Annotated in this window: 12 protein-coding genes and 1 pseudogene; 6 read left to right on the top strand and 7 right to left on the bottom strand. The window is 74.6% G+C overall.

The annotated features are described in order from the left end of the window. Positions 1–4: 4 nt before the first annotated feature. On the bottom strand, positions 5–346 hold the full coding sequence (locus ACIQVD_RS11770) for a hypothetical protein (RefSeq protein ID WP_402288146.1): 342 nt from the start codon (positions 344–346) through the stop codon (positions 5–7). Between the two features lie 156 nt (positions 347–502). Between ACIQVD_RS11770 and ACIQVD_RS11765 the strand changes: the two genes are divergently transcribed. Then, a complete protein-coding gene (locus ACIQVD_RS11765) occupies positions 503–925 on the top strand; it encodes a DUF350 domain-containing protein (RefSeq protein WP_100838857.1) in 423 nt (140 codons plus the stop codon). 44 nt (positions 926–969) lie between these two features. Here ACIQVD_RS11765 and ACIQVD_RS11760 read toward each other — a convergent pair whose 3' ends face one another. The 3 genes from ACIQVD_RS11760 to ACIQVD_RS11750 form a co-directional block, all read right to left on the bottom strand. Continuing rightward, the gene (locus ACIQVD_RS11760; RefSeq protein ID WP_402288664.1) at positions 970–2,124 is read right to left on the bottom strand and encodes a homoserine O-acetyltransferase; all 1,155 of its coding nucleotides are present in this window, start codon (positions 2,122–2,124) and stop codon (positions 970–972) included. Then, a complete protein-coding gene (locus ACIQVD_RS11755; protein ID WP_400685058.1) occupies positions 2,121–3,443 on the bottom strand; it encodes a bifunctional o-acetylhomoserine/o-acetylserine sulfhydrylase in 1,323 nt (440 codons plus the stop codon). Before ACIQVD_RS11755 ends, ACIQVD_RS11760 begins: the two co-directional genes overlap by 4 nt. A 248-nt stretch (positions 3,444–3,691) precedes the next feature. Then, positions 3,692–4,606, bottom strand: a complete 915-nt coding sequence (locus ACIQVD_RS11750) for a LysR family transcriptional regulator (RefSeq protein WP_400685061.1) — start codon at positions 4,604–4,606, stop codon at positions 3,692–3,694. Between the two features lie 207 nt (positions 4,607–4,813). Here ACIQVD_RS11750 and ACIQVD_RS11745 point away from each other — a divergent pair. Continuing rightward, a pseudogene (locus ACIQVD_RS11745) lies at positions 4,814–5,652 on the top strand (EamA family transporter). A gap of 84 nt (positions 5,653–5,736) precedes the next feature. Here the strand turns inward: ACIQVD_RS11745 and ACIQVD_RS11740 are convergent. Then, the gene (locus tag ACIQVD_RS11740; protein WP_402288143.1) at positions 5,737–6,783 is read right to left on the bottom strand and encodes an NlpC/P60 family protein; all 1,047 of its coding nucleotides are present in this window, start codon (positions 6,781–6,783) and stop codon (positions 5,737–5,739) included. 330 nt (positions 6,784–7,113) lie between these two features. Between ACIQVD_RS11740 and ACIQVD_RS11735 the strand changes: the two genes are divergently transcribed. The 3 genes from ACIQVD_RS11735 to ACIQVD_RS11725 all read left to right on the top strand — a co-directional run bounded on the left by ACIQVD_RS11735 (position 7,114) and on the right by ACIQVD_RS11725 (position 10,446). Further along, entirely contained in the window at positions 7,114–7,956 is an 843-nt protein-coding gene (locus ACIQVD_RS11735) for a GNAT family N-acetyltransferase (protein ID WP_402288140.1), read from the top strand. A gap of 9 nt (positions 7,957–7,965) precedes the next feature. Further along, positions 7,966–8,817, top strand: coding sequence for a DUF4253 domain-containing protein (locus tag ACIQVD_RS11730; RefSeq protein WP_402288138.1), 852 nt, complete (start codon positions 7,966–7,968; stop codon positions 8,815–8,817). A 213-nt stretch (positions 8,818–9,030) separates the two neighbouring features. Beyond that, positions 9,031–10,446, top strand: coding sequence for an oxygenase MpaB family protein (locus ACIQVD_RS11725; RefSeq protein ID WP_402288136.1), 1,416 nt, complete (start codon positions 9,031–9,033; stop codon positions 10,444–10,446). A gap of 295 nt (positions 10,447–10,741) precedes the next feature. Here ACIQVD_RS11725 and ACIQVD_RS11720 read toward each other — a convergent pair whose 3' ends face one another. Continuing rightward, on the bottom strand, positions 10,742–11,755 hold the full coding sequence (locus ACIQVD_RS11720) for a hypothetical protein (protein WP_402288133.1): 1,014 nt from the start codon (positions 11,753–11,755) through the stop codon (positions 10,742–10,744). A 111-nt stretch (positions 11,756–11,866) separates the two neighbouring features. Between ACIQVD_RS11720 and ACIQVD_RS11715 the strand changes: the two genes are divergently transcribed. After that, complete coding sequence (locus tag ACIQVD_RS11715; RefSeq protein WP_402288130.1) at positions 11,867–12,217, top strand: 5-carboxymethyl-2-hydroxymuconate Delta-isomerase; 351 nt, start codon at positions 11,867–11,869, stop codon at positions 12,215–12,217. A gap of 153 nt (positions 12,218–12,370) precedes the next feature. Here ACIQVD_RS11715 and ACIQVD_RS11710 read toward each other — a convergent pair whose 3' ends face one another. After that, the gene (locus ACIQVD_RS11710; RefSeq protein ID WP_402288128.1) at positions 12,371–12,928 is read right to left on the bottom strand and encodes a hypothetical protein; all 558 of its coding nucleotides are present in this window, start codon (positions 12,926–12,928) and stop codon (positions 12,371–12,373) included. Between the last annotated feature and the right edge of the window lie 125 nt (positions 12,929–13,053).

Below are 13,053 nucleotides of genomic sequence, written 5' to 3'. Positions count from 1 at the left end.
CGGATCAGCCTCCGCCCGAGCCGCTGCTGCTGCCCTTGGGGCAGCCGAAGCCGCCGCGCTTGGCGGCCGACTTGCTGAAGGTGCCGCCGCTCGCGGTGGTGGTGCCGGAGCCGCAGTAGTACCACTGGCCCGCGCCCGAGCCGCCCGCCGAACAGGAGTGCGCGTCGAGGACCTTGAGGGTGCCCGGGTCGACGCAGCGGCTGGGGGTCTTGCTCGACGAGGAGCAGCCGGCCAGCGTCAGGGCGAGGGTGCCGACCATCCCCAGGGCGACGAAGCCGGAGCGGCGGCGGGCACCGGGGGTCGGCCGGTCCGGTCCGGTGGCGGGGGAAGGCGGCGGCGGTGTCATGGCGGATCATCGTACGCGGGCCGCCGGACGGTGGGGGAGGTGCCCCCGGAAACTGACGGGACGCCAGTGCCCCGGGCCGTCCGTGGGATATCTTTTGCCGATCCTTGACCACGAGGCGGCCCGCACGGGCGCCCGACCTCCGGGGAGCCCCCGCAGATGAACGACATACTCCACGGCCTCGGCGCGGCCGCCGTCTACGGCCTGGTGGGCCTGGTCCTGCTGCTGCTCGGCTACCTGCTGATCGACCTGCTGACGCCCGGCAAGCTCGGCCGGCTGATCTGGGCCGAGGGCAACCGCAACGCGGCCGTGCTGCTCAGCTCCGCGCTGCTCGGCGTCGGCGGCATCGTCTACACCGCGATCCGGTACACCTACGACGACTTCGGCAAGGGCCTGCTGTCCACGCTCTGCTTCGGCGTGCTCGGCCTGCTGCTGATGGCGCTCGCGTTCTGGCTGCTGGACCTGCTCACCCCCGGACGGCTCGGCACGATCCTGGTCTCCACCGAGCCGCACCCGGCGGTGTGGGTGTCGGCCAGCTGCAACCTGGCCGCCGCGGCGATCGTGGCCGCCTCGATCGCCTGAGCACCTGAGCGCCCCGACCCGGGCGGCCTCCCGGAAGCAACACGTCAGCGCCGTTCGGCCGGCAGCAGTTCGGCGAACAGCGGAGCCACCTGCCCGGCCTCCAGCAGGAACCCGTCGTGGCCGTGCGGCGAGGAGATCGTCCGCAGCGCGTCGGCGTCCGGCAGCAGCGCGGCCAGTTCGGCCTGCTGGGCGGGCGGGTACAGCCGGTCGGAGTCGACCGCGGCGACCAGCGCCGGGACGGCGGCCCGGCGCAGCGCCGCCGCGGTGCCGCCCCGGCCGCGCCCGAGGTCGTGGGCGTTCATGGCCTCGTTGAGGACCACGTAGCTGCCCGCGTCGAAGCGGTGGGCGAGCTTGGCGGCGTGGTGGTCCAGGTACGACTCGACGGCGAACCGCCCGCCCCGCCAGGGGTGTTCGCCGGACTGCGGGTCCCGGCCGAAGCGGGCGGCCAGCTCGGGCTCGCTGCGGTAGGTGATCTGGGCGAGGCGCCGGGCCAGGCCCAGGCCGCGGTGCGGGCCGCCGCCGGGCGGCAGGTGGTGGTAGTCGCCGCCGTGCCACCCCGGGTCCGCGCGGATCGCGTGCAACTGCGCGGAGGCGTGCGCGATCTGCTCGGCGGAGGCCGCCGCCGCGGTGGCCAGCACCAGCAGCGCCCCGACCCGCCCCGGGTGGGTCACCGCCCACTCCAGCGCGCGCATCCCGCCCATCGACCCGCCGACCACCAGCGCCCAGCGCTCGATGCGCAGGGCGTCGGCGAGCCGCACCTCGGCGGCGACCTGGTCGCGCTGGGTGAGGAACGGGAACCGGCTGCCCCAGGGCCGCCCGTCCGGCGCGGTGGCGGACGGTCCGGTGGAGCCCTGGCAGCCGCCGAGCACGTTCGGCGCGACCACGAACCAGCGGTCGGTGTCCAGCGCCCGCCCCGGCCCGACCAGTTCCGTCCACCAACCGGCCGTCCGGTGCCCCGGTCCGGCCGGCCCGGTGAGGTGGCTGTCACCGGTCAGGGCGTGCAGCACCAGCACCGCGTTGGAGCCGTCGGGGTGCGGCGTGCCCCAGGTCTGGTACGCCAGCCGGGCCCCCGGCAGGGTGCCGCCCGCCTCCAGGGCGAGCGGCCCGGGCAGCGCGAACCAGCGCCGCCCGCCGACCGGATCGCCGTCCCGCCAGGCCCCGGAGGACGGCGGGACGGCGAGCTGCGGCAGGCCGTTCAGGACGCCGCGCCCTTCGCCGCGCGGAAACCCGCCTCCAGGTCGGCCCGCAGGTCCGTGACGCTCTCCAGCCCGACCGACAGGCGCACCAGGCCCGGCGCCGTCCCGGTGGCCACCAGCTGCTCGGCGTCCAGCTGGCTGTGCGTGGTGGACGCCGGGTGGATCACCAGGCTGCGCACGTCCCCGATGTTGGCGAGGTGGCTGAACAGCTCCAGCCCGTCCACGAACCGCCGCCCCGCCTCGACGCCGTCGCGGAGCTCGAAGGAGAGCACCGCGCCCGCACCGCGCGGCAGGTAGCGCTGGGCCGCCGCGTACCAGCGGCTGGAGGGCAGCCCCGGGTAGTGGACGACCGACACCTCGTCGCGCCGCTCCAGCCAGCGGGCCAGCTCCAGGGCGTTCGCGGTGTGCCGCTCCAGCCGCAGCGACAGCGTCTCCACGCCCTGCAGCAGCAGGAACGCCGAGTGCGGGGAGAGCGCGGGCCCGAGGTCGCGCAGCAGCTGGACCCGCAGCTTGGCGGCGAACGCGCCCGGGCCGAGGGCGTCCCAGAAGCGCAGGCCGTGGTAGCTCGGGTCGGGCTCGTTGAAGCCGGGGAAGCGCTCGGGGTGGGCGCCGAAGTCGAAGCTGCCGCCGTCCACGACCACGCCGCCGATGGTGGTGCCGTGCCCGCCGAGGAACTTGGTGGCCGAGTGCACCACGACGTCCGCGCCGTGCTCCAGCGGCCGCAGCAGGTACGGGGTCGGCACGGTGTTGTCGACGATCAGCGGCACCCCGGCGGCGTGCGCGACGTCCGCGACCCCGCGCACGTCCAGCACGTTGCCGCGCGGGTTGCCCAGCGACTCCGCGAACAGCGCCTTGGTGTTCGGGCGGACCGCCGCCCGCCACGCCTCCAGGTCGTCCGGGTCCTCGACGAAGCTCACCTCGATGCCGAACCGGGGCAGCGTGTGGCGCAGCAGGTTGTACGTGCCGCCGTACAGCGAGGCCGAGGACACCAGGTGGTCGCCCGCCTGGGCCACCGTCAGCAGCGCCAGCGTCTCGGCGGCCTGCCCGGAGGCCAGCGCGACCGCCGCCACGCCGCCCTCCAGCGAGGCCAGGCGCTGCTCCAGCACGTCGGTGGTCGGATTGTGGATGCGGGTGTAGATGTTGCCCGGCTCGGCGAGCGCGAACAGGTCGGCGGCGTGCGCGGTGTCCCGGAAGGCGAACGAGGTGGTCTGGTAGATCGGCACCGCCCGCGCCCCGGTCGCCGGATCGGGCTGCGCGCCCGCGTGGATCTGCCGGGTCTCGAACGACCAGCCGGGAACGGCCTCGGGGCTCTGCTCGGACATGCTGCTCCTGTACGGGATCGCGGGCGCGCCGCGGGCACGGCGGAGCCGTCGCTCGGACGCGGGAGGGCGGGGAGACGGCACCGCCGGCGGGTCTGCGCGGCCGGGGTGCCCGCCGTACCGGCGGTGCGGCGGCGCCGCCGGACGGTCACGGCGTCAGGTAAGCACAGGCCGCGAACGCCCCGCCAGCGGGTCGCCGAAACGGAAACGGGAGGACACGGGGCGCAATGTCCCGGCGACCTGACGGGTCATCATCCGATGGTCGTACCAGCGGATTCGGCCTGCTCCGGGACGGTGCCCGGGACGCCGAGCAGGGACAGGAACGCCGCGGTCGCCGGAGTGGGACCGGAGCGCGGCCAGACCACCGTCTCGATCCGGGTCGGCGCGTCCGTGACCTCCACGACGGCGACGCCGGTCAGCCGCGGGGCGTACGCGGCGGGCAGCATGGCCACCGCCAGGCCCGGGCCCACCAGGCGCGGGATGTAGGACGCCTCGTCGACCTCGAAGGCCACGTCGCGCACCAGCCCCGCGGCGGCGAACGCCAGATCGGTCTGGGCCCGCCCCGCACTGCCCGCCGGCAGGTCGACGAAGGGCTCGGCGGCCAGCTCGCGCAGCGGGACCCGGCCGCGGGAGGCCAGCGGGTGGTCCGGTGCGACGGCGGCGACCAGGGGGCCGCGGGCCAACTCGCGGGCCGTCACCCCCTCGGGCCGGAAGGTGGTCGGCAGCCCGAGGAAGGCGACGTCCAGCGCGCCCTGGCGGACCTGCTCGACCAGGTCCTTGCTGGCGCCCACCCGCAGGCTGATCCGCACCCGCGGGTGCCGGCCGCGGAACTCGCGCAGCCCGACCGGGATGTCCACCGCGGTGACGGTCGAGATCAGCCCGACCGCCAGCCGCCCGCGCACCTCGCCGACCGCCGCCGCGACCTCGGCGGCGGCCCGCTCGGCCGCCTCCAGGCACTGCCGGGCGGCCGGCAGGAAAGCCTCCCCGGCGGCGGTCAGCCGGACCCGGCGGCTGGTGCGCTCGAACAGCCGGGCGCCCAGCTCCTGTTCGAGCCGGGCGATCTGGTGGCTGAGCGCCGACTGCACGACCAGGCAGCGCTCGGCGGCCCGGGTGAAGCTCAGCGTCTCGGCGACCGCGAGGACGTAGCGCACCTGCTGGAGTTCCATGCGATCCATCATGGAACGAGATCGATGAGCTGACAAACATGTGTTGGACTCATCGATCGGGCCGGAGCCAAACTGCTGCCCATGAGAGCGAACCCCGGCACCACCCCCACCGTCAGCCCGCTCGACACCCGCGCCCCGTCCCCGGGTTCGCCCCGCCGCGCCGGTCTCGGCACCCTGCCCCGCACCGCGCTCACCGCGCTCGCCCCGATGGTTTGGGGCACCACCTACGTGGTCACCACCGAACTGCTGCCCCCGACCACCCGATGTCCGCCGCCCTGCTGCGCGCCCTGCCCGCCGGTCTGATCGCGCTGGCCGTCACCCGGACCCTGCCGCGCGGCAGTTGGTGGGGCAAGGCCGCGGTGCTCGGCGTGCTGAACATCGGCCTGTTCCTGCCGCTGCTGTTCACCGCCGCCGAGCGCCTCCCCGGCGGCGTGGCCGCCACCCTCGGCGCCGTCCAGCCGATGGCCGTCGCCCTGCTCGCCGTCCCGGTGCTGCGCCAGCGGCTGTCCGCCCGGCGGCTGGGCTGGGGACTGGTCGGTGTGGCCGGCGTCGGGCTGGTGGTGATCGGACCGAGCGCGGGGCTGGACGCCGTCGGCGTGGCCGCCGGGCTGGGCGGCGCCGCCACCATGGCGCTCGGCGTCACGCTCACCAAGCGCTGGGGCCGCCCCGAAGGCGTCGGCCCGCTCGCGCTGACCGGCTGGCAGCTCACCGCGGGCGGCCTGTTCCTGCTGCCCACCACCTTCCTGTTCGAGGGCGCGCCCCCGGCGGTCGACGGCCGGGCCGCGCTCGGCTACCTCTGGCTGGGCCTGGTCGGCGGACTGCTCACGTACGCCCTCTGGTTCCAGGGCATCGGCAGCCTCCCGGTCACCGGCGTCGCGGTGCTGAACCTGCTGTCGCCGCTGGTCGCGGCGGTGCTCGGCGCGCTGCTGCTGGACCAGACGCTCGGGTTGGTGCAGTTGCTGGGCTTCGCGCTGGCGCTGGCGTCGATCGTGGCCGGCCAGCTGCCCGACCGCCGTACGGCCGGCGGGCTGCCCGGACGGTCCTGAGCGGTCGTCGAACGCCCGTGCCCGTCGAACGCGCACGGCCGCCCGGGAGCCGGGCGGCCGTGCGTCGGTGGATGCGGGGGCCGGTCAGATCCGGCGGATGGTGCTGATGCTCAGCGCGTCGACCGCCATGGTGCGGACCGGGGCACCGGGCTTCGGCGCGTGCACCACCATGCCGTTGCCGATGTACATGGCGACGTGGTCCTGGGCGCCGTGCACGTTGTAGATCACCAGGTCGCCGGGCTGGGCGTTGTGCCAGTCGCGGCCCACGCTGCTGCCCGCGTGCGCCTGCTCCTGCGAGGTGCGCGGCAGGTGCACGCCGGCCTGGGCGTACGCGTACACCATCAGCCCGGAGCAGTCGAAGCTGCTCGGCCCCTCGGCGCCCCAGACGTACGGCTTGCCCCGCTGGGCGAGCGCGGTGGTCACGGCGGCCTGGGCGGCGCCGCTGGAAGCCTCAGGCAGGTCGGCGACGTCCAACCGGTCGGCGCCGCGCGAGGCGGTGCCCCCGTTGTCCGCGAGGATCGCCGCACGGTCGGCGGCGCTGAGCTGGTTGAGCAGCCGCTGCGACTCGGCGAGCTTGGACTGCACCTCGCCCTTGGTGTCGTTCAGCGTCCTGGTCTCGGTGTCCAGCTCGGCCAGGATCGACGAGGTCTCCTGCTTCTGCTGGTCCAGGCGGCGCTGCTGGTCCTTGAGCGCCTTGAGGATCTCGCTCTGGGTGTCGGCGGCCTGGTTGAAGGAGGACGCCTTGGTGAGGTACTGGTCCGGGTCCGCGGAGAGCATCAGCTGCATCGACGGGTCGACGCCGCCCTGCCGGTACTCGTCGGCCGCCACCTCGGCCAGCCCCGAGGCCAGCGCGGTCAGCTGCTCCTGGCTGCGGGCCACCTGGTCCTGCAACTGGCCGGCCTGCTGGCGCAGCTGGTCGGCCCGCTCCTTGGCCCCGTTGTACTTCTCGGTGGCCTGCTCCATCTCGCCGGTGAGCTTGTCGACCTGGGCCTTCACCTCGTCCTTGGACGGCTGGGCGGGCGCCGCGTGCGCCCCGGCCTGGGCCGAGAGGGCGACCACGGTCGCGGCGGCACCCGTGAGCACGGTCACCCGCGCTCGGCTCGGCTGCTTGGGGCGGCGGTGGGAGGCCATCCGAGGTTCCTTCTTCCGGTTCTGCCGGGCGAACTCTTCGCGCTTCGTTCGTCGTTCGAGTGATCATCCGAAGACGGGTTCGATGCCAGACCGTAATGAAAACCCGGCTCCGCGTCCACTCCTCCCCTCCGAACCCGGCAGGGAGAGGAGTGGCTGACTGTATGTCAGCCTGACGGCGACGCCTCGACAGGGGGCAGGTGGTATGTCACATGTGGTGGTGATGGCTGATGGGCGCACTACCGCAGGAGGACCGGACTCCCCTGACCAGGGCGAACGCGGCGCCGTCACCCCGGGGCGGGGCGGACGGACAGTGCGGCGCAGAATGGCTCCGTGCTCGAACTGACCACGGAGGAGCGACTCCGCACCGCCACCGACGACGACAGCGTGCTGGTCTGGGCCGCGCAGGGACTCGCCGGCGGCGCCCGCGCCTGGACCTCCGCCTCCGGCCGGGCCGTCGCCGTCGCCTCGCCCGCGCTCTCCGGGCGCGACCGGATCGCCGTCCGCGGGCCCGCCGCCGAACTGCTGCCGCTGCTGGACGGGGTGACGGCCCTGGTCGGCCCGAGCTACCGCCCGTTCGGGGACGCCGAACTGCTCGCGGAACTCTGCGCGCGCCACGACGGGCTGGAGTCGCGCGGGCGGTTCGGCTGGATGCAGCGCGACGGGACCGGCGCTCCACCGCTCGGTGCCGGGGCGGCGGGTGGCGGTGGTGGCGCGTACTGGCTGGCTCCCGACGAGTGGGACGAGGCCGCCGAGCTGATCGACCGCCACTTCCCCGCCTCGTACGCCCACCCGCACCGGCCGGGCGTCCGTGCCTGGGCGGGCGTCCGCGACGAGGCCGGGCGGCTCACGGCGCTCGCCGCCGACGCGTGGCCCGCCCCGACGGTCGGCCTGCTCGCCGGTGTGGTCAGCGACCCCGTGCACGGGCGCGGACGCGGGCACGCGGCGGCGGCCTGCCGACTGGTGCTCGGCGGGATCCTGGCGCGGTCGCCGCGCGCGGCGCTGATGGTGGACGACTGGAACACGGCGGCGATCGGGCTCTACCGGCGGCTCGGCCTCGACCACCGGTTCCTCAGCGCGGCGGCGCAGCGCGGGGCCGACGCGGCGGCGGTGCCCGGACGGGAGGGCGGGTCCCGTCCGGGCGCGGTGCCGGAACTTGTCACCCGTGGTCGCTAGCGTGTTCGCATGACCGATGCCGAGCACGATCTGCGCCGTCTGCTGCCCAGTGGGGACCCGAGTACCGTCGCCGGACTGCTGCCCGCCGGGCGCCTGGTCAGCCCCCGGCAGGGAGGGGAGGAGGCGGCGCCGGTGCTCTGGCTGAGCGACGGGCCGGCACCGCTCGGGCTGTGGGAGAAGCTCCACCGGGAGCACCCGCGCAGCGGGCTGTGGCCGCTGCTGCTCGCGCCGCTGCGGGTCGGGGAGGAGGAGTTCCGGCCCTGGGCGACGGGCGAACTCGACACCGTCTCCGCCAGCGAACCCGACTGGTACGACCCGGCCGCGCTGCTGCGTACCGGCTGGGAGTACTCCACGGTCGTGGACTCCGACGGCGAGCCGCTCGACCCGGACGAGATGTCCGAACTCGGGCGGTCCGTCGCCCCGTTCCTCGACGGCTGGCCCGGCACCGCGCCCGCGGCCGAGCAGGCCGGCGACCCCGACGGGGCGGCCCGCGCGCTCGCCCGGGAACTGCTCGCGGGCAACGCGCACCTGCGGATCGGCCTGGTCGCCGCGGCGAGCGGGGCGGAGGCGCTGACCGCCTGCGGCTGGTCGGGCCCGGTCAACCACGAGGACGACATCGCCAAGGTGTCCGCCGTCCTGCTGGACTGGGAGCGCCGCTACGGCACCCGGCTGGTCCAGGTCGGCTTCGCGGAGCTGGAGTTGAGCGTGGCCGCCCCGCCCGGCGACGAGCGGAGCGCGCTGCGGATCGCCGCCGAGCACCTGGCGTTCTGCCCCGACAACATCTTCCAGGGCGCGGGCACGCTCACCGAGTACGCGCCCGGGCTGGTCGGAGCCGCGCAGTGGTCCTTCTGGTGGGACTGACGGGCGCCCGCCGCTGGTGCGTTCCCCGGGAGAACGTCAACTCCGGTTGATCACGCCCCACTCGTGCGAGCGAAGAATCGCACAAGAATTCGCTCCGGCGGGTGGTTTGGCCTCCGTAGCACCGAGTTCCCGTCTCCACGGACCCTAGGGTTGCTGACAAGACAGGGACGGAGCGGTACGGATCGGGCCGAAAAGCCCAGGGGGGAGCAGACCATGACGGAAAGCACGCGGACGGGCACCGGCGGATCGGGAGCAGGCTCGATGCTCCGCCGCACCCTGGGCGAACAGCGGATCGCCCTGGTCGCCTGGCGGCTGCTGGTGCTGCAGAACGCGCACCCGGCGGTCGCCGCCGGGGTCAGCCAACTGTCGACCTACCGCAGCCACCCGTGGCGGCGGATCGAGCACACCATGGACAGCGGCCGACGCCTGTTCTCCGCCGACCGGGAAGCCCTGCACCTGGAGGTCCAACGACTCGCACGGAGCCACCGCCGGATCGCCGGGGTCGACGACCGGGGCCGTCCCTACACCGCGCTCGACCCCGCCGTCCGGGTCTGGGTGCTGGTGACGCTGTACGAGGCGATGACCGCCCTCCACGCGCTCGCCGGGCGCCCGCTGCGCCCCGCCCAACTGGACCGGCTCTACCGGGAGTTCCGCAGGGTCTGCGCCGCCTTCGAACTCCCCGACGAACTGTTCCCGCCCACCGCCGCCGACGTTCCCGGCTACATCGGCGCCACCATCCGGGACACCCTGGAGTTCACCGAAGCGGCCCAGGACATGCTGTACACCGTCCTGACCCGCGCGCCGGCCCCGCGCCGCCTCGGCCGGCTCCGCCCCGCCTGGCCGCTGCTGCGCAGACTCGTCGCCCGCTTCCTGACCACGCTCACCCTGGCCGACCTGCCACCGGAGTTCCGCGCCAAGTTCGGCCTGCCGCGCAGCCGGGGCGCGGCCGTGCTCTCCTGGGTCGTCCACCGCGGCGCCCGGGCGGTGGCGCTCCAACTGCCGGACCGGTTGCGCTACCGCACGCTGTCGGACGGCGGGCGGGCCCGACCACAGCAGGCCAGGGCACCGCGCCCGGCGCGCACCCCGCGCCGGGACAACCGGCCGGCGCGGATGGCCGCGTTCTACCGCCAGGTGATGGACCAGACCGGGGACGGACGGCTGACCTCGGCCGACTTCCAGGCGATGGCCCACAACATCTGCTGGCCGCTGGAGCTCGACCAGGCCGGTGAGTCCGCCGTGTACGCCGCCTTCGACACCTGGTGGCACCACCTGCTGGCCACCGTGGACGCCGACGGCAACGGCGAGATCTCCTGCGAGGAGTTCGTCACCGCGATGCTCGCCGGCATCGACCGGGACCCGGACTACCTGGACCAGGGACTGCACGTCGCCGTCCGCGCCATGTTCCGCGCCGCCGACCTCGACCACAGCGGCCTGCTGGACGCCGAGGAGTACCGCACCCTGTTCGGCGGCTCCCGGGTCCATCCCGCCGAACTGACCCACGGCTTCCGCCAACTGGACACCGACGGGGACGGACAGATCACCGAGGAGGAGTTCGTGAGGGGATTCGCCGAGTTCTTCACCGCCCGGACGGAGAGCACCGCCGGTACCCAACTGCTGGGTCGACCATGACGGCACGGCGCTGAGCCGTGACGTCGGTGCCGGTACTGCCGCGGGCGCGGGCGGCGGTGCTGGTCGGGGCCGGGTGCGGAGACCGCCCCGGGGGGGGCAGTTCCTTGACAACTGGAGAGAGGGTGAACCGCCGGTCGGGCGGATCGAGGAACTGGTGCGGGCCCAGGGCCCGGTCGCCGAGGCCGCCGTCGCGGCGCTCAACGCCAGGACCGGCCACGGCCGCGTGCCGTACGACTTCCTCGCGTACGGCGGCAGCCGCAGCCGGGCGGACTTCCCCTCGAACTCGCCCGCCCGGTCAGACCGGCTTCGCCACCGCCTGTAGCGACTGGTTGGTGGCCGCCAGCACCTCGCCACCGGACCGCGTTCCCAGCGGGCGGCGTAGTTCGGCGATCTCCGGATCGGCCGCCGACACGGTGAGGGTGTAGGGGGCGGGGCCGGTGACGTTCTGGCCGGCGTCGGTCCGCGGGGTCAGCCCGGCGGCCAGCGCCGGTGCGTCGACGCCGGGGCACAGCGCTGCGGCGGGCAGCACCACGTGGGCGGTCGCGCCGCCGTCGGTGATCAGCCAGCCCCGGCCGTCGGGAGTGTGCGCGGCGCCGTCCACCGTGGTGGGCAGCCCGTGGGCGGCGGCCACCACCCCGTTCGGGCCCTCGATCTCGACCGCGACGCCCGCGCTGCCCAGCGGGGCGGCGAGTACCAGCGGGGCGTCCGAGTCAGAGCCGAGCTCCAGGTCGAAGACGAACTCGCCGGGCCGGCCGGCGTCCAGCCGCTGGTAGCCGTAGGAGGCGAAGCGCAGCCAGGGACCGGTGGGCTTCCCGGCGGACTCCCCGGCGGGGAGTGCGTCGGCGGTGGTCGGGAAGTGGTGGTAGCCGTGCTGCCCGCACTTGCTGCCGGCGAACGTCCCGCCGCCGGGAAGCGCCTGGTCGACGGTGGGACGGGGGCTGCCAGGGCGGGTGCCCGGGGACGCGATCTGCGGGGTGTGCGCCCGGTTCGGTCCGAACAGCAGCCCGCCGACCACGAGGAGGACGATCAGCACACCGAGCACCACCGTCCAGCGCTCGCCCCGGCTGAGCGTGCGGAACCGGGTGCCGAACCGTCCGGAGCCGGAGCGGCGGGTGCGGGCCGGGCCGTCCTGGGACCAGCGGCGGCCACCCGGATCGACCGGAGGCTCGTGGCGCCAGCGCTCGCTGAGCATCCTGGTCCGGGCGGACGGCTCGCTCACGGTGGCGGAGCGGATGAACTCCTCGTCCAGGACCAGACCTTCGAACGGGTCCGGAGGTTCGACGGCATCGGGCGGGCGGCGGTCGGGCATTGCGCCAGTATGCCCGCCGGGAGTGTCGTCGCGGGGCTATGTTCTGGATCACGGACGCGGCAGACCCGGGAAGGCCCCGGTGCGGCCCGCCGTCCGGGAAGGGCGACCGCCGTGCCGCAGATCCTGATCGACCACTCGCCGGACCTGGACTTCGACGCCACGGGCTTCGCCAAGGAGGTGCACCAGCTGATTCCCGCCGTCGTCGACACCCGGGTGGAGGACTGCAAGACACTGGTGCGCGAGGCTGCGCAGCACCTGGTGGGCGACGGTGCGTCGACGGAGGCGGTGGTGCTTGTCGAGATCAAGCTCCTGGCCGGTCGCAGCGCAGAGATCCGGAGCACGCTCACCACCCGGGTGATGGAGCTGCTGCGCGCGTACGTCCGGGTGCCCGCCGCGTTCTGCGTGGAGGTCACCGAACTCGACCGGGAGACCTACGTGTTCGTGCAGCACCCCGGACAGTGAGGGCCGGGGGGAGGACCGGAGAGTAGGACCGAGGGAGTGGGGGCCGGCGCCCGCCGGGCGGTAGCCGTGGCGGTGACGGCGGGGGTGGCGCCGATGGCGGGGCCGGGGTGGATGTGAGGGTCGAAGGAGGGCGATGGCCGGGACGGTGGGGCGTCAGAGTCCGGGAGTGGATTCGTCGAAGAGTAGGCAGCGGGCCCGGTGGTTCAGGTCGAGGGTGCGTCCGGAGACCACCTGGCGGCCCGGTTCGTCCACCTCCCGGGCGGTGTGGTGGATGCCCTTCGCACGGCTCAGGTCGGGGACGCGAGCGGTGCGGTCCGGGTAGCCGCTGTCCGGGATGAAGATCAGGTACTCCCAGTCGCGGGCCGGGTTGTGCACGGTGGAGCAGGGGTCGGGCGACAGGCGGATGGTGACGAAGTCCTTGTCGTTGGCCACCGCGGAGCGGCCGAGCCCGAACGCCCCGGTGCGGGGCAGGTCCAGCCGGGGGGTGGTGACGCCGCGCTTCGCCTGCTGGAACACCCAGATCTCGCCGTTCTGCTGTCCGTTGTTATCCTCGCGCTCGTAGAGGCAGAACGCGTCGGCGGGACAGGCCGCGACGCCGTGCCCGCGCGCCAGGTGAGCGCCGGACCGCTGGGTGGTGGCCGCCCCTGCGGGGCTCGCGGCGGCGGCCAGGACGAGTAGCCCGACCGCCGCACAAGTGATCATCTTCTTCATGCCCCGCCCAACGAGCCCCGGCCGGGCCGGGTACGCGCCCGCCCGCCTTTCGTGACGTTCCGTCACTTGGGCGGTGGATCTTGATACTCAGCGTGACGATTTGGCGTTGAAGTGTTACTCGGGAG

This window comes from Kitasatospora sp. NPDC090308 (genome assembly GCF_044769485.1).
Classification (GTDB): Bacteria; Actinomycetota; Actinomycetes; order Streptomycetales; family Streptomycetaceae; genus Kitasatospora; species Kitasatospora fiedleri.
This window is presented reverse-complemented; position numbering and strand designations above follow the sequence as displayed.

Bases quoted from the DNA above. Each gene is read 5' to 3' on its own strand.
- ACIQVD_RS11770 (WP_402288146.1), bottom strand. From the start codon at position 346: ATGACACCGCCGCCGCCTTCCCCCGCCACCGGACCGGACCGGCCGACC.
- ACIQVD_RS11765 (WP_100838857.1), top strand. From the start codon at position 503: ATGAACGACATACTCCACGGCCTCGGCGCGGCCGCCGTCTACGGCCTG.
- ACIQVD_RS11755 (WP_400685058.1), bottom strand. From the start codon at position 3,443: ATGTCCGAGCAGAGCCCCGAGGCCGTTCCCGGCTGGTCGTTCGAGACC.
- ACIQVD_RS11750 (WP_400685061.1), bottom strand. From the start codon at position 4,606: ATGGAACTCCAGCAGGTGCGCTACGTCCTCGCGGTCGCCGAGACGCTG.
- ACIQVD_RS11740 (WP_402288143.1), bottom strand. From the start codon at position 6,783: ATGGCCTCCCACCGCCGCCCCAAGCAGCCGAGCCGAGCGCGGGTGACC.
- ACIQVD_RS11730 (WP_402288138.1), top strand. From the start codon at position 7,966: ATGACCGATGCCGAGCACGATCTGCGCCGTCTGCTGCCCAGTGGGGAC.
- ACIQVD_RS11725 (WP_402288136.1), top strand. From the start codon at position 9,031: ATGACGGAAAGCACGCGGACGGGCACCGGCGGATCGGGAGCAGGCTCG.
- ACIQVD_RS11720 (WP_402288133.1), bottom strand. From the start codon at position 11,755: ATGCCCGACCGCCGCCCGCCCGATGCCGTCGAACCTCCGGACCCGTTC.
- ACIQVD_RS11710 (WP_402288128.1), bottom strand. From the start codon at position 12,928: ATGAAGAAGATGATCACTTGTGCGGCGGTCGGGCTACTCGTCCTGGCC.